This window comes from Chryseobacterium candidae (assembly GCF_004916905.1).
In the GTDB taxonomy this organism is placed as follows: Bacteria; Bacteroidota; Bacteroidia; order Flavobacteriales; family Weeksellaceae; genus Chryseobacterium; species Chryseobacterium candidae.
Map to the genome: position 1 here is coordinate 215,093 of NZ_SDLV01000031.1, position 16,320 is coordinate 231,412.

The window sequence follows — 16,320 nt, forward strand, 5'->3', positions numbered from 1 at the left end:
ACATTATGCTTTTACTGATTCTCTGACGATTAACTCCACTTCCTTATTGATTTTCCTGAAGTTGGTCATTAAAACTTCTTCTTTGCGGTTAACTCCTGCCTTATCAACAAAAGAATAATAGCTAGGCATGGGCGGAAGTTCCGCTTCCTCTTTTTTTATACTTTTCATATCCAGGTTGATTTTACCGTTCACAGCGGAGGTTTTGTATTCTTCGGTATCATTTTCTTCTCCCTGGGCAATCATTCCTACCATTTCTCCAGTTTTGAGTGCCGCTATTTTTCCGGCGGGAATCATATGATCCATTTTCTCATTAATGCTTGTCGTCGTACCCTGCTGGGAAATGGACTGCGAATACGACTTCTGCTTTATTTTTCCAAACAATTTTTCGAGCCAGTCCAGCGTATTTTTATCCCTTGCAGAACCGGACAGGATATTTCCGACAATGGCAGAAATGGTATCTGCCACTTCTTTTTTGTAGAACTGACGAAGTTGTGGAAGTTCCTGAAGCCCGAGCAAAACAGCAACCCTGTTGCTCCTTGCCGTAGCCACCACATTGTCTATCTTGTGGATATAAATGGTCGGAAATTCATCGGCAATGATTCCTCCGGGGAGATTGCCTTTTGAATTGATCAGTCTTAAAGTCCTGTTGAGTACCGAAGAATACAAAGCGGAGTTGATATCCTGAGTTCCCGGGTCTGATGCTAAAATAACAATGGAAGGATTGTTCCGGTCTGTTATTTTGAGTTCCACTTCATCCCCTGAAAACACCCAAAAGCTTTCTTTGGTAGCCAGTCGCGACAGGAAAATCTTCAATGTTCCTACCTGCCCTTCCAATTGGTCAAAAGCCTTGTTATCATAGGCTGATTTAAAAGGCGATAATAAAGAATACAGTTCTTCGTGACCGAAAAGTGTATCAAAAATTTCTTTATAGCTACGGTTCATAAAAGAAAGAATATGAGGCAGATCCGAATACTTTCCGTTTTCGTGGGTCGCAAAAAAATAAATACAGGATGAAAGGAAATTAATTGCGGATTGGGTAAAGAACTGGTCAGCACCGCCTCCGGAACTGGTACTGCCTTTTTGTAAAGAAGATACCATTGCTTCTGCCATTTCCTGTGCTTCGGCCAATGTTTTTACATATTCTTTTTTGAAAGGATTGACTCTTTTGGATTTCTCCACTTCATTGAGGTTAATAACATAAAAATTGTAATTATAACCTGATTCTTTACTTTTTTTGAATAAATAATGGTAATAGGCAATCTGCGCCAGGTCGGGAAACTTAAAATCGTAAATGATGAGACAAAAACCTTTGGCAATCATCTGCCTGATGGCGGGATTGATCACTCCAAAAGATTTTCCTGAACCTGGCACGCCAATCACCATCGTCCCCCGGAAAGGATTAATATTCATCCAGCCTTTATTGCTTCTCTCTTTATACCTAAATAAATAAGGAATATTAATCATCATGTCGGATTCTACCAACTCCTGATTTTGGTCAAAAGATTCTTCTTCCACATTCCAGCGGTCTTTTCCCATTTTCTGCTGCATCAGCTTGGAAATACTGTCAGCTCCCATTTGAAGGATAACAGCTCCCAGAAACGAAAGCAAGGCATAAACTGCCTGATAGATGTTCATTCCCGGAAAGATTTTAGGGAAGTTTGGATTTCCAGCTTTATCCTCCAAAACCAAAGAGGAAAACATCATCACCAGCCCCAATACCATAGGAACGACTATTTCCATAGCGATGTTAAGGTATTTCTTTTTCTTAGCTTTGGTTCCGATCGCCACCAATCCTATCAGAATGAGTGTCGCCAGTTTAGCATTGACAGGAGGATAAATGAAGCTCATTCTCGAAAAATTCTTCAATAAGTTGGAAACCACCGGAATATTGGCGTGCAGATAAAATAGCGATGCACAATCCAGCGCTACGACGGCATAAACCACTTTTTGCAGGAATCCGTAGATTTTGATCTGATGTTGTTGTTCTTGCATTAGGAATAGTTTTCAAAAAAATTGTCCAGTGATGGCTCCTTCTCAGACTGGTTATGATTCCGCTTCTGCTGTTGCAATTTTTCATAATGTTCCTGTATTGTAACCAGATCAGTCTTCAACAGATTCAATTGATTCTTGATTTCATATCCTCTTTTTTTTAGCCTTTCAATCATGTAAGAGTAGCCTGCCTCTTCAGACATTTTCTCAAACTCATTTTTAAAGATTAATAATTGCTCCTAATCCTTTGCATATTGGTTCCATTTTTTTCCAAAAATGATGAGACAAACACAGCAGTATACAGTTGCAATTAGCATGAGTCCATATACTATGATTGCGATAGTTATAAAATTGTCCATAATAGTAATTGTTTACAAAGTATCGGCTTTTAAAATGTCCGAATAATTGACCTTCATTTCGATGGTTCTTCCTGAGAGCTGTTCTTCGATCAGCCGGATCATCATCATCTTAGAGTTCGGGTAAGTGAATTTTTTGAACACATAGATATTCCGGAAATTCTTCCTGAAATGCTTTTGAGGGTTTAGTTGAAATACCGGAGTCATTTCAATACTTTGGTTGTTGGTCGCCTTATGGATCTTTTTATCTTCTACGGAGAATTTCAAAGCTTCGATATCATAACTTAAGTTGGAACTGTTTTTAAAAGTCATATCCAGGAATATATAGTCGCTGATGACATAGACATTATTAAGCTGAACACTGAGCCCGAGATTCTTCTCTTCCCGGATCGGATTTTTTTCTGATTTTTTCTGAATGATGTCCATCGCAAATTTTCTAAGCTCAAGATTGGAGAAAGCCATTGTATCAAACTCGATGGGCTGCATCTCCTCCGGCTGAATATGGATATTGGTAACGGTATTCAGGTTTTCAGAATTTCTGTAAATAGCTTTGTACTGCGCAATAAAAGATTGCCCCACCACCGTGATCACCCCGATTTGATCTCCGTTATAGTGTAGAAATAGATTTTGACTTTTTTCTTTGTCGGTGCTTTCAGGCTTATCGGCAATTTTAACCCGTGCAATCTGGGTTGAAGGTAAATCCCCTGTGAGCTGCTGGGTGGAGAGGTCCACATATTGAATGGGTTCCGGAGAAATAATATGAAGACTGATACCTTCGGTAATTTCGAGTTCCGGTAAATCCGAAATGAGCTGTTCTTTAGTGGCTGTTTGTGCCGTAAAAAGCTGTGTTATGAAAATCAGTAATGTGTACAATATGGCTTTCATTTTTTTATTTTTTTTGTTGGTTTTGTGAATCTTTCAATTGTTTTTCGTCAATCAGGAATACATAAGAGTTGTATTTCAATTTGGCTTTGTTGGTTTTAATCAGGTTAGCAATGGACTTGGAAGTGGATGTAAACAGTTTAGAGCCAATACTGGTGAAAAATCCCTGTCCGCCCATATCCATCTGCGTTCCCTGTACGGAATTGCTCCCCATTTCCCGCATCATATCCCGGAAAATACTCTCCGGAACATACAGCCCCTTCATTCCATCGACATCGTAAACCGATAAGTTGACCGGGTAAATTTCTCCTTTGGTAAATACAGATACGATACTGAGATTAACCCTTTGCATCGCAAATCCTGAGATCTGCCCATAGAGTATGGACCCTTTGCTGAGCTTTTTGTTCCCGACAAAGATGTCCTCCAATAATCTCAGCCGGATCCGGCTCCCCAAATACCCTTTGTTGTTTTCATCAATAACTGCTTTGATAAAGCTGTTTTCCTTTTCTTTGTAAAAAGCATTGAACTCGCTGTTGATCCCTGATTTGCTGACATTGAAGGTCGAATTAAGGAATTCTTCCATTTTTTCCTTACTCATTTTCAGCTTTTCCTCAGCTGCCAGTTTACTTTGGTATTCCGGGTCTCTTGCTTTTTCCAAAGAATCCATGACCAGCATCTGCTGTTTCAGGTATTTGACCGGATCAGGGTTTTGTTGAGGAGTTTGAGGAGTTGCTTTTGAATGCTCTGAAGCATAGTCACTTTCCGGTTTGCCATAGGATTTATCGTTCAGCATCCGGATAATTTCTGAAGATCGTTTGTAATCCCCGTCGTCATTCTGTTCTTTTTTCGGATTATAGTAAGAAGATAAATTTCCTTTCGACTGATACCTGTTTTGTCTTCCTGACACCGCTTTGAGCGAATCTATTTTTCTCTTCTGAGCTAATGATAGCTGGTCTTCGTAGTCTAGCAAGCTGTCCTTTTCTTTGTCCAACCCTTCAAGCATCGTCCTGTTATCTTCTTTTTTGAAAAATGCGTCATAGGCATCATTCTTACTCATAATCGAATCCTGCGACTCCCCAAGGGAAATGGAGAGTTCTTTGGGCTTCTCTTTGGGCTGTTCTTCTTTGGCGAACTGGGTGCCTACATATATAAAAAGTAGCAGAAACGGTAGTGCCAAGAGAGGCAGGATGTATTTCTTCTGTTTGAAATCAAGTTTTTTCATTGAGTTTTTAATTTTTGAAATTGGTTATACAAATATTCAATCCTCAGGCTGTCCTCTTTCTGTAACTGTTTTTGGTCTCTTTTTACTTTCAAAGTCCCCAGCTCTTCCACAATTTTTTTCATCTCTTTCTCGTTATTTACAGTGGAATGCTGAGACATCTGATTTTTAGAATAAAGGACAGGCGGCTTAATGGTAAATACTGTCTCGCTGGGAAAGAAAGTTCCCTGGATCAGAGAACCTATGAATGATATTGACAGAAAAATCATCGAATAGGTAAAAAACTTTTTAGGATGATATACAATCCATTGCAGACATTTTTGTCTGGTGTGTTTGAATATAGAGTTCATATTAGTATGAATTTTTGGTTTGATTGGAAATTTCTTCATTATCAAGGATGCGCCAGTTTTTAAGGATCACTCCATGCGGGTTATTGGGACTTCGGATAATATCCTCAAAGAAACCTTCGGTGATGAGCTTTCGAGTAATGACGGATGATTTTCTTGTGATCATCTGTTTCCCGAAAAAGGCGAATTTCTTTTGTTCCATATCAAGCTTAACCGAATCGGTATGAATGCTTACCATCGAACTTGAAGCAATGATCTGGTTATAAAAGCCTTTTTCCCTAAGGTTGGTGTATTCTTTCTTTCCGCTGTCATCGATCAGGTACAATGATTTCTGAATATTATCCTTGATATAGGTATCGTCAGGAGCCAATGTGAAAAATAACCGGTGGAACAGTTCAATCTGAGCTTTATATTCAACGGGCCTGTTAAGTAAAACATCGGTTTGCTTTGCCAAAACCGGGACACCGTTATCCAGGATGTAAATGGATTTCCTGGAATCTTCAATCATTTTATAAGCGAAGAAAAATCCTGCAATGACAATAAAAACGGCAAAGGCAATGGCAGAAAGTGAAACCACCTTATTCACCTTGATTCTTTGTTCTATATTTTTGATAAGCATTTTTAATTTATTATTTATTATTGCTACTACTGTTATGACCATCGCTGCTATTACGGTTACTGTTCCCACTGCAATTGTTAATACTATTATTACCAGTACTTCTATTATTGTTCATTGCACTGCTCACCCTACCGGATGCAGAACCGGATTTCGCAGATTTTGCAGCTGTTGCAGCCACAGAAGCACCTCCGGTTTTAACAGCCAGAACCGCAGTTTTAGCGCTGCCAGCCATTTTGCCTATGGCACTTTTCATTTTGGTCATGGCTCCGGCTCCTCCTGCTGATACAATGGTATCTGCAATGGTAGGGGTCATCAGAACCCCGATTCCGGTAACGATATAAGCTACGCACGTAAAAAGTTGGTTATAAATCATTCCCGAATTAGTTACATAGACCAGTAAGGCATCTAAATTGGTCACCGTTCCGTTTGTTAAAAGGGTGTCATATCTTTCTATTTCCATCATATAGCCGGAAGCGATAAGCTGCTGGCCAATGTTGATGATGGTATACGCCACAAAAGTGTAGAGATTGATATTGATGAATTTGGAAACCCAGTTGTAGAAGGAACTTTCAAATCCCGGAACAAGAGCCATACCCACCGCAATCGGCCCTAATATAATAAGGATGTACGCCCAGATCTTCTGAATAAAGAAAATCAGGTAGACACAAATTCTCAGAATGGAAAGGCAGATAAACTCAATCACTTCAGCCACCAATTTTTGCATCTGGAACTGCATCCTGATCTGCCATTCCTTGATGGGCTGTATAAGTTTATCTAAGCCCTCACTGATATCAAACCACGAATCATCGGCATCCTGTCCGGTATTCTCAATAACTTCCTGCTTGGCATCTTCATCTGCTTTCAGCTTGATGATGGCATCGAGCAATTGCTGTTGTTTTTTGAAGCGCTGCACCCGAAGATCATTAACCTCAGATTCTATATCACTGAAAATACTGATTCCCGGCTCTGCGATAGCTTCAAAGGGAGCCTGTATCAGATTGACAAATCCCGTCCAGTAGATCAGGGTGAACCCGATCAGGATAGGCTTCAGCATCGGGGTAATCTCCCATTCCCGGTCTCCGGCAGCCATTTGCCATCCCATATACCCGAGGTACATCAAAGCCCCCAATCCGCCAATGGCCTTTCCAACCAATGCCGTATCGTTAGCATTATCCTGAACACTGGTATCCAGCTTGGTAAAGACCTCCATGAACCATTTCTCAAAAGCTCCGTCGCCTTTCAGGAACTGGAGTAAATTGCTGTAATCGCCATCGGTCTGGGCAAAGCCCATCACCGGCAATAAAAGAGCCAGAAGGCAACAGCATAGGGTTACTGCTTTATTCATTTTAATATCGGTGTTTGTATTGATTCATAATATTTTGAACGACCTGTCCGTCCGACAACGGACTCCAGGCTGTAGGCAAAGCATAAGGAGAATGATTTTTCAGGATATTTTTATAATCCAGAAGAAGGGTCGTCTTGTTATTATGCTTCCTTAATTCCTGAACAAATTTTCTCCAACGAAGGAGGGTTTCGTGATACATCAGGAAGCGCTTTCCTCTCGGCATATCCATAGACCGGGACATCGCATATTTTTCCTTGATCATATCCAGCTCCTGTTGAAGCCTTTTTAATGTTCCTATACTATTAAGCGTTTCATAACTTTGCTGGTCTTTCAGCCTCCATTCCATAAAATTCTGCGGGATATCAGGAAATTCAGTAATAGGCTTTAACATTCGTTTGTAATACAAAAGCCAAAGTGGATCAGCATCTATGGTAGCGGAAGTCCAATGGGCAAAATCCTGGACACTCCTTTTATAAATGGTATCGGAAGCTGCTTTTATTTTTTTGGCTTCTTCTTCTTCTTCGTATTTCACTTCTGCAAATCGCTGGTTCTGTACTCCCGTAGGTTTTAAGGGCCTAATGTCGTCTCCGTCCTTATAATCCCTGTTGATCTTGGGAGCCCACATCCCCCATACCGTGGCATAGGCAAAATTGGTCTGAACTCCCAGGAAATATTTAGGATACGGTCGCCAGTCTCCCCAGCTTTCAAAAACCATTCGCTTATGCTGAGCGACAATGGCAGGGTCATTGAGGCGTTTTACACTCAGTTGTGCGGAAACGACAGCAGCTACAAGCAGTAATTGCAGCCTGATTAATTTTATAAATAAATTTTCCATTGTTTTAGTTAAAAATGTATTTGTGTTTCTGAATAATGTCTCCCACTATGGCTCTGTCGATATTGATATAATTCCTAAGGACAGGGACCTGATAGAGGTAAGGGATCTTTTTGGCGTTCTGTAGCCGTAAAATGATATAGAGAATATTACCGTTGATATTTCTGACCCTTGTCAGGACCTTTTCAATAAGCATCTCCCGATCCATTGCATCCATGAGAAAATCTTTGTTTTCGTTCAGGATATCCTGCGTGACCTCCTGTTGGAGCTTTATGGCCTGCTGTCCTATGGCTGCATAATACTTTGAAATCAGCACGGCATATTCCGGATGCTGCATGGACAAATCCAGCATGGTTTTGGAGTTGCTTACGATTTTTCCTAAATACTGATAGAGATAGATGAGCTTTTTACTTTGGGTAAGGGCTGAATTGACATTTTTAAGCTGCTGGTAGATATATTCCTGAATGGCAATCACCTGGGCCGTTTTATTTTTAATCTCATTATATAATTCATTTTGCTTTTCATAAGAGTCTAAAAAAGCCTGCTCACTCCCTAATCGAACGCCATGATTGACCGTAATCTGGGACAGCAATTTATCATTGATCACAATCTGCTGGCTTTTTACGCAAATCGTAAAAAGCTGTACAATTCCGAGGGTTAGTATTTTTTTGTTCATATCCTTATTTTTTTCATTATGGTATTTGCTAATCTTCGATTTCATTCTTAAAAGGATTTAATGTTCTTCATAATGTTTTCTACCACTTGTTTATCCCTGTTGACATAATATTGGAAAGCTCTTTTATTGCGCAGTACTTTAGCTTTAATATCCCGTATTTTTAAAAGCATATGGGTTGAGTTCCTGCTCAGGGTTTTGACTTCACCCAGCGCATAGTCCAATAAAATCTTGCGTTCCGCTTTTTCCATTTGATTGATTGCTCCGTAAGAGAGGATAATACCGGTGATCAGGCGTGTTACCATCTGTAAATCATCCACATACTGTACTGCGGAAGGCAGGACTGCTGCAATGGAATAAGGTGCGGTACTGATTTCGTCAATAATGGCCACCTGGTTTTGAGTGATCTTATTGATTTCTCGGCTCATCGCTACTCCTGTTGGAATCGCCTGCAAGGCAAATGAAACAATCCTAAGTCTGTCCTGTATTTTAACCACCTTATCCTTGAAGCTGTTCCATTCGTTTTTATTGACCGTTTCAATTCCGGCATTCAGCGTCTGGTTTTGCCGCATCTCCTTTTGCCTGTCATGCTCTTTCATCGTGGCACTAATTTCCAGGTCCATCATTGGAAAGGAAACATTTTCTTTTTGCCAGGCGGGCGTGGAGCCGCCTCCGGAAGAAGTGATTACGATATAAGCCATCGGAATGAATACGCTTAAAAAAAAATTCTTTTTGCCTCCATTAGGTCGGCGAATCTCGTTACTCGATTTCATCTTAAAAAAATTAAAAATTCCGTTTGTACCGATTCATAATGTCTTCAACAATGGCCTTATCCGTGTTGATATAGCCCGCAAAGGGATTAATGGAGTTCCAGAATCCCAGTCTGTTGGCTTTTTCCAATCGCAGCTTGATAGCCAACAGCCACAGCTTTAGATTTTTTACGTTTCCCGAGATGTTATGCAGTATCTTATAGCGGTCTCCTGCCGTAGCGAGGTTCAGTTCTCCTGAAGCCAGGATGTCTGATACATCCGTTACGATTTTCAGGCTCTGCTCATAGGTTTTTTGCGAGGCTTTAACCCCGAAAATGGCATATTGGGGATGGGCGGAAGCCAACTGAACGACATCAGAAGAATACCCATAGCATTTATTGAGCTCCGTATAAATTTCCTTGACCTGAATCCCGTTTTGCAGGGTTCCGGAAACTTCTTTTAAACCTTTGAGTATTTTATTCTGAATATCGTTGGCCGCTACCATCTGGGTTCCTACCCAGGTTTGGGCATCTTTCAGCTTGGAAGTTTCATCTATAACTTCATTCTGCTTTGCTTTCAGGTTTTCTGAATACAGGATCATCGCTGCTGTTACAGTAGGGTCTATGTAGGTATTTTGGGCATATAATAAACTTCCAAATCCTAAAAATAGTAAGCTAAACGTTTTCATATTCATGCAGTTGTTTATTGATTAATTCCGAAAGGCTGATGTTATGATCTTCCAATTCCTGGGAGATGATTTTGAAAATATTTTTACCAAGGTTCACCTTCCGGTTCTTTAGTCCGTGGTAGAATGCAAGGACTTTTGAGTCCAAAGGCTTTTGATAGAGGTTTACTAAGGAAACCATACTTCCCATATCATCCCCGAAGCTTTTCACCTGTTCTACAAAAATTTCTAAGGCTTTATCATAATTTCCGTACTGCCCAACGTAGTATTCAACTGCCGACTTTTCGGGTTTTTCCGTGGTGTAGGTCAGATATTGCTCGAGGGCCACTTCGTTGCCATACACCTCTCCCCTGGATCCCCGTTTGAGATAAAATTCCCTGAACCGGCTTCGCCCGAACTTATTATTTAAGTTGTTGATCGTGAAGATTTTGTTCTGTTCTACTTTATTTAGGGAAAGCAGAGCCGCTATGCGGTCAAAATTATCCTTGAATTTGGTCTGATCAAGAAGAATAAACGTGTCGGAATTATTGATGATGCTGTCTTTTACGACGGCATTCCCGATAATATCGTCCAGTTCTTGGGTAACTACCACCGCTTCCCCCCAGAATTTCCTTACGGTTTTATACAAATACAAAATGTATCCTCCCATCAGCTTACTGGCGATAGCTTTCCATGCTTCTTCGATGATCAGGGCTTTGCGACGGTCTTTTCTCAGTCTCATCTTCTGAATAAAAGTGTCCATAATGATGAGTGTTACGATGGGGAAAAGTTTTGGGTTCTCCTTCACGTTATCAATTTCGAATACGATCAAAGGCTCATTAAAGAGACTATTGTCTCCTTCATTATTTAGGGTCGTTCCGTAACGTCCGCCTTTGTAAAAATCCCTTAATACAAATAGAAATGTTCTTAGGTTAAACTCCGTTTCTCTAATTTTATGCTTTTTATTATTCAGGTAAAGAGGAAGAAATTTTTCGCAATATTCATAGAACCCATTGAAGGAAAGTTCTTTTATAACAAGTTTTTCTTCCAGCTCCTTGATTTTTTTGATCAGAGCTTTCCTAAAGGATTCATCCCAGTCTCCAGCGTTTTTGGGCTGCTGTATGATTTCATTAGCCTGAATAAGAATCAGCTGGGTTTCGTTATAAGCTCTACGTTTTTCCTCATCACTCAGGGTTTCATAAGCTTCATAGATTGTATAAAATTTCTCGCTGTCATAATCGGGGTTATTCAGATTTTTATCGGGGTGGTATTCAATAGCCAGTTTTCTAAAGGCTTCTTTCACTTCATCAAAACCAGCATCAAAGGCAATTCCCAGAATATAATAATAGGTATGTTGTCCCCTGGACTGCTCTTCGTATACTGCGTAAACATCTTCTTCATGAATATTATATTTGCTTAAATAGAGAATGAGTTCTTCCGAGGTTTTATTTTTGTACCACTTCGTTCCCGAATTAAAGTACTGGTGGTAATACGACATCAGGACATTATCTAATATGGATTTCTGTGCGGAGGACATCGTAGCATCAGCTCCCTGCCAGATCAAAAAGATCAGGTTAGTTAAAAACTCTATTTTTTCAATATTGAATTCTTTTTGGTCCATCAGGAAAGGATTCATCGTAATGGGTTTGTCCTCCGTATACTGGATATATCTTCCGCCTTTATACTGACAGGTTCCCGAGTAGGAATCTCCGGTATCCACGATCACGACATCATAATTATATGTAAGGTATTGCTCCACGATATTATTCATTAAAAAGCTCTTACCTGAACCGCTGGGTCCCAGCACAAACTTGTTACGGTTATTGATTCTTCCGGTTTTCATCGGTAAATCCGAGGGATCAACTTTTAGGGGAACGCCCTGTCGGTCGGTAAATCTGAGGTAGAAGCCACTTTCTTCATTCATGGGGTAGCTTTCTTTAAAAAAAAAACAAAGCGCCGCTTCGCTTGTCGTCATAAACAGATCATACTCCCTAAGTTCCGTAGCATTGCCCGGTAGGGCTGCCCGGAAAAGCTCCAGCTGGTTATAGGCATTTCTGGAGACAATAATCCCTTTGGTAAACAGCTTATTTTCAATCAGGGACTGTGTCCCTTCCATTTCTTCCAAAGTGTTTGTTGAAAACAGAATAGAAAAATGGGCATTAACAATAAGCTGGCCGTCTATGGCAATATGATGTAACAGGCTCTGGATTTCTTCGGCAATAATGGCATTGGATGGAGAGTTATTTGCCGCTCCTTCGTGCTTTTTCCTTTTTTTGTCCAGTTCCCTTTGCTGCTGTGCCTGATGTGGAATGGTAATGACCTGATTATAGATAATGGTTTCGTAATCTTCCAGTTCATTGATGAAGGTAAAATTATCCACTGCCATTTCTGCGGCAGCTCCGTTTCCTCCCAGTATGGAATAAGGTTCTATTTCAGAGGGCAGATCAATATTTTCCACATCGACGTAAGAGATGTTTTTAACGAACCGGTTGCCTATTTGCAAATATTCATTGGTACTTTTAAGATTGTCAAAAGACGGGGTACCCGAAAATTGCATGGATAAAACTCCGGAAATATAATACTCAAAATCTTTCTCAAATAGAAATTCCGGTTCACAATCGTTTTGTTTTAAAAGCATACACACCTTCTGGCATTTATCCCGAAGCTCTTTATACCTCTTTTCAGAAAATCCGTAATGCTTATTGTTCTTTTTCAGCTTATCATCAATAATATCCGTAAACAGCAACATCGTTTCAATGGTTTTAAAAAGCCTCCCGTCAAAATGCTCGGAATATTTCTGCTGGAGGAACTCTTTAGAAGGCTCGGCTGAATATTTCTTTTTTGAGAAAATATCAAGCTTCTGAACAATTCTCCCCTCCCCGATGATGGTTACCACCTGGTTCAAGACCGTATGGAAATGAAGGTAATAATCCGGATCTGCCGAATATTGTTCCACCATATTCCTGATTTTAATGCCAATGATGGGGTTTCCGTACTGCCCGAAAAGAACATCAAAATCCCAATGGTGATCTTTTCCATAATCATACCCGATGAAAGGAATATTAAATGCCTGTTTTTTTGTTGTTGCCATGCTGCAAAAATTTTTTATTGTCCAACCTTTTAGGAAATATGAAAATCTGATCGAAGTTTTTAGTCTTATCATAAAGGCCAAGGGTATCCTGTCTTTTGAAAATGAGGTAAACACCGCCTCCGGTGGCTACAAGGCCCAGTAAGGAACCCAGTAATCCGAACCTGGATAATATGAGTGCGGCTACGACTCCGGCTCCGATAACACCCACCGCATAGAAAATGTATTTTCCTTTGAGTCCGAAGAATACAAGGGGCTTTTTGAGCCCCTTGTAGAGGTAGAATCCCATAGCTTACGCAAAGAATGAGGTGACGAATTCCGGAACGACAATCAGAAAGATCATGGCTCCGCCATACCCCAGGATTTCTTTGTTAACATCCTGATCTCCATTAGTCCATTTGTTATACACTCTAAGACCTCCGATAAAGCCGACCAATCCGCCCACGGCTTTCAGAATCAGCTTGATGGGGTCCCAATAGTCCTTAATGTCATTGGCTGCATTGGAGATGGCTGTTGCTCCGCCCTGGGCAAATACGGGAGCGACAGCAAGAAGAATCATACATGCAGTCAATATCTTTTTTACTGCTGCATGGCGTTTTAAATTGTTGTTCATAATGATTAATTATTGGTTTAGAATTAGATTTTTGTGTTTAGGAATTGGCATAAGGGGTATGCTATCCGTATCTGTTGACAGGATGATATTGGGTCAATTTGAAGTGTTCCTTACTGCTTAAATGACGGAGTGGTAGACCTTTTGGCCACCGTAATTAGCCACGAGCTGCACGGTGGTTTCCGATAAATTCAAAAGCTCTTTCCAATGGGACTTTTTGGGCTCAGCCTTTTCCCTTTTAGGATATTCTTCTGCTTTGACAGGCATATCCTGAGGTTGGTTTGTGTTATCGGATGGGCTCTTTTCTGCTGGTGCTGATTTGGTATCGTTCACCGGTGCAGTCATATAGTCAATATCCTGCTCAGCTTCAAATCGCTTTCTCATCTCTTCTAAATCCGGCTGCTGGTTGGTAGAAGATAGTTTTTGGAAATCAAGTTCTTTTTTCAAAAAGGATTTGGGGGTACTGACGTTTTCAACATCTTCAATTCCAATCCGGCTTGGAGGTTCTGCATCAGTTTGTGCAAAACCACCCAGTGAAAATTCTTCGGTCAGATCGACGTGAGTAATCTTTTCTTTTTTTAAAAAAAGGTCGTACAGGATATTTCCGGCATAATACAGGAAATAAGCTGCTAAAAGGATGAGTGAATACTTTATCATATTTCATTTTTTATTTTGTTTTTCTTTAGGAATCTGCTCTACAAGGTAATTTGTAAGACGCCGCTTATTTGTTCAATAATTTTGTTGAATGGCTTTTTTATGGCGTATCGCTGTTCGTAGGTAAGCTTCCTCGTATTAATCGTTTGCAAGCAGTTCCTTTTGTACACAGGGTTTTCAATCAGGGTTCCGTATTTGGCGATCTCGATATCCATCTCCTTTTGGTTGAGATATTTATAGCCTTTGTCATATTTGGAACGGATAAAGATCCGCTCTGCTTCACTTTCGAGTAGACCCAGCAGGTTTTTGAATACCAGGGTCGATTTTACTGATACATCGGAATATTCAAAAGGAATGATAATAAAATCACTGTAAATGAGTAAGTCACTATATTTTTGGTCCAGCGTGCCTGCCAGATCAAACAAGTATATTTCTTCGCTTTCCTTAAGGCTTATAATTTTTTCCAGATCAGCAAAAGGCTGCTCTTCTTCATCGTCTCCGATGAGTTCTACTTCATAAAGCCTGGGCAGCTCTGAATTTTCGTCCTCTTTCCATTTGTTGAAAAAAGATTTCTGAAAGTCAAAATCATATGCCTTGATTTTCCTTTGTGAGGTTTCCCAAAGGTAATTGGCAAATGCAATGGCAAGAGTGGTTTTTCCCGCTCCGCCCTTTTGGGTGGCAAAGGTGATAATCATAGTTGGGTTGTTAGCTGTTGGTCAATGGCTATCGGTTTTAAAGATGTCCGTTAATTTTTTTATAGGCGATCAACTGATAGCCATTGGCTCTATTTTCTCTTTTTTCTTCTTTTCTTACGCTCCTCTTCTCCGGGGTCTTTTTCTGATCCTCCTGATGATATGCTGAATTGAAAAATCAGATCATTGATGCTTCGGTTCAGTTCTTTTGCAAGTCTTTCATTTTGGGTTTCTGAAACCTGTTGCCCTTTTTCAGCCGGATTCAGGAATCTTTGATAGTCTTTTTCGCCGATCAGCTGTTCCAGCTTTCCTACATAGTGTAGTTTTGAGTGTATCGCATAAAATTTACCGTCTTCGGACTTTATAATGTGAACATCTTTTACGTTCTGTGTTCTGAGATATTGCTTTACCTCACTCCTGACAGCGCCAAATATTTCTTTATTTTTTCTTTTTTTAGTTTCAAAAAGCATAAAATCTTTTGGTATATGGTCAGGATTCTGGCGTTTCAAATACTCTAGCATAACTTGCTTAGAAGCTTCATCTGCTATATTGTAATCCTTTAAGCTTTCAAAAAGCCTTTTGTCAATGACATCGGAAGTGAACTCAAACAGCTCGTTCATTTTCATAATCTCGCTTCCTTTATATATTGATCCGGTCTTATGGTCAATTAACGTATATCCAAAAGGTTTGAGATCTACAGCAGTTTTTACTTTGTCAGAAGTATGGAATACAATATCAATCCCGAAAACATCCCTCAATTTTTTCTGAAGCTCACTCTCAAATTCAATTTTCGGCTTCCGGTTCTCGTTTTGCTTTTCTTCAGGCAGCATACCTTCCCCAGCCCTGCGGTCTTCAATCCTGAATACCTTGCATGAATACAGTTCTTTGTATTTTAAGAGAATCTTTTTTAACTGCCATGCCCTGGAATCTTTTTTTTGACTGCTGAAGTTGAGCTCGGCGGCGTTAATGGTTTTTTCCCAGGCTCCGTTTTTTAGTATATCTAAAGCACCCTCATCATTCCTATTGGGAGAAAGCCGGAATCCGTTTCTTTCTAAAAGCAGTTCAAGTTGTTTAATAGAACCATATCGGTAGCCCAATAATTTTTCTATTTGCCCCTGTGTACTTAATCCATACAGCTTTTCCATGGTACGGCTTAATGCCTGCTGTGCCTTAAGCTTTTCATAACTGTCATTAATTTTCTTTCCAGTCTGTTTACTGACACGGGTGGAAACAATGTGTGTATGGTTATTTTCCGTATCATTATGGAACACCACAATAAAGGGCTGTTTTCCATAACCCAGCTCATCCATAAAATTTTCTGCGATACTGGTAAGCTCTTCTTTGGTATGCTCCCGGAACTTGGTGGAAATCACGGCGTGGAACTGAGGCTTTTTTACCCTTTCATTATTTGATACGGATTTTAAATATTCCCGCACCTCTTGCTGGTTGCTATCCTCGTTAATAAATGAGGGAAAATTTTTCATCAGCATCAGCTCACCACTCCCCTTCTCTATCTTTTTATCATTATACTGTACTCCGGGAAAGTTGGAACCCGCAGGTTCCATAATTTTTATGACCAATTTTATGGTTATGTTAACCGC

17 protein-coding genes are annotated in these 16,320 nt (G+C 40.1%); all 17 read right to left on the reverse strand.

Annotation, left to right across the window (positions count from 1 at the left end):
* Window positions 1-3 precede the first annotated feature (3 nt).
* On the reverse strand, window positions 4-1,992 hold the full coding sequence (locus EK417_RS15990) for a type IV secretory system conjugative DNA transfer family protein (protein ID WP_136522698.1): 1,989 nt from the start codon (window positions 1,990-1,992) through the stop codon (window positions 4-6).
* A complete protein-coding gene (locus tag EK417_RS15995) occupies window positions 1,992-2,192 on the reverse strand; it encodes a hypothetical protein (RefSeq protein ID WP_136522699.1) in 201 nt (66 codons plus the stop codon). Before EK417_RS15995 ends, EK417_RS15990 begins: the two co-directional genes overlap by 1 nt.
* 168 nt (window positions 2,193-2,360) lie before the next feature.
* Entirely contained in the window at window positions 2,361-3,230 is an 870-nt protein-coding gene (traN, locus tag EK417_RS16000; protein ID WP_136522700.1) for a conjugative transposon protein TraN, read from the reverse strand.
* A 4-nt stretch (window positions 3,231-3,234) separates the two neighbouring features.
* Window positions 3,235-4,449, reverse strand: a complete 1,215-nt coding sequence (gene traM, locus EK417_RS16005; protein ID WP_136522701.1) for a conjugative transposon protein TraM — start codon at window positions 4,447-4,449, stop codon at window positions 3,235-3,237.
* On the reverse strand, window positions 4,446-4,796 hold the full coding sequence (locus EK417_RS16010; protein ID WP_136522702.1) for a hypothetical protein: 351 nt from the start codon (window positions 4,794-4,796) through the stop codon (window positions 4,446-4,448). The genes traM and EK417_RS16010 overlap by 4 nt, the downstream gene beginning before the upstream one ends.
* 1 nt (window position 4,797) lies before the next feature.
* Window positions 4,798-5,412: a conjugative transposon protein TraK gene (gene traK / locus EK417_RS16015; RefSeq protein WP_136522703.1), complete on the reverse strand. Its 615-nt coding sequence runs from the start codon at window positions 5,410-5,412 to the stop codon at window positions 4,798-4,800.
* Between the two features lie 10 nt (window positions 5,413-5,422).
* Complete coding sequence (locus EK417_RS16020) at window positions 5,423-6,757, reverse strand: TraJ family protein (protein ID WP_136522704.1); 1,335 nt, start codon at window positions 6,755-6,757, stop codon at window positions 5,423-5,425.
* A gap of 1 nt (window position 6,758) precedes the next feature.
* The gene (locus EK417_RS16025; RefSeq protein WP_136522705.1) at window positions 6,759-7,592 is read right to left on the reverse strand and encodes a hypothetical protein; all 834 of its coding nucleotides are present in this window, start codon (window positions 7,590-7,592) and stop codon (window positions 6,759-6,761) included.
* A 4-nt stretch (window positions 7,593-7,596) separates the two neighbouring features.
* Window positions 7,597-8,265: a hypothetical protein gene (locus tag EK417_RS16030; RefSeq protein ID WP_136522706.1), complete on the reverse strand. Its 669-nt coding sequence runs from the start codon at window positions 8,263-8,265 to the stop codon at window positions 7,597-7,599.
* 47 nt (window positions 8,266-8,312) lie between these two features.
* Window positions 8,313-9,035 carry a hypothetical protein gene (locus tag EK417_RS16035; protein WP_228457953.1) on the reverse strand — a complete coding sequence of 241 codons (723 nt, stop codon included), beginning with the start codon at window positions 9,033-9,035 and terminating at the stop codon, window positions 8,313-8,315.
* 10 nt (window positions 9,036-9,045) lie between these two features.
* Window positions 9,046-9,699 carry a hypothetical protein gene (locus EK417_RS16040; RefSeq protein ID WP_136522707.1) on the reverse strand — a complete coding sequence of 218 codons (654 nt, stop codon included), beginning with the start codon at window positions 9,697-9,699 and terminating at the stop codon, window positions 9,046-9,048.
* Window positions 9,686-12,766: a TraG family conjugative transposon ATPase gene (locus EK417_RS16045; protein ID WP_136522708.1), complete on the reverse strand. Its 3,081-nt coding sequence runs from the start codon at window positions 12,764-12,766 to the stop codon at window positions 9,686-9,688. The genes EK417_RS16040 and EK417_RS16045 overlap by 14 nt, the downstream gene beginning before the upstream one ends.
* A complete protein-coding gene (locus tag EK417_RS16050) occupies window positions 12,738-13,052 on the reverse strand; it encodes a DUF4133 domain-containing protein (RefSeq protein WP_136522709.1) in 315 nt (104 codons plus the stop codon). The genes EK417_RS16045 and EK417_RS16050 overlap by 29 nt, the downstream gene beginning before the upstream one ends.
* A gap of 3 nt (window positions 13,053-13,055) precedes the next feature.
* Window positions 13,056-13,376, reverse strand: a complete 321-nt coding sequence (locus EK417_RS16055; protein ID WP_136522710.1) for a DUF4134 domain-containing protein — start codon at window positions 13,374-13,376, stop codon at window positions 13,056-13,058.
* Window positions 13,377-13,493: 117 nt separating this feature from the next.
* Entirely contained in the window at window positions 13,494-14,030 is a 537-nt protein-coding gene (locus EK417_RS16060; RefSeq protein WP_136522711.1) for a hypothetical protein, read from the reverse strand.
* Between the two features lie 38 nt (window positions 14,031-14,068).
* Window positions 14,069-14,722, reverse strand: coding sequence for a ParA family protein (locus EK417_RS16065; protein WP_136522712.1), 654 nt, complete (start codon window positions 14,720-14,722; stop codon window positions 14,069-14,071).
* Window positions 14,723-14,811: 89 nt separating this feature from the next.
* On the reverse strand, window positions 14,812-16,284 hold the full coding sequence (locus EK417_RS16070; RefSeq protein ID WP_317129514.1) for a relaxase/mobilization nuclease domain-containing protein: 1,473 nt from the start codon (window positions 16,282-16,284) through the stop codon (window positions 14,812-14,814).
* Window positions 16,285-16,320 lie beyond the last annotated feature (36 nt).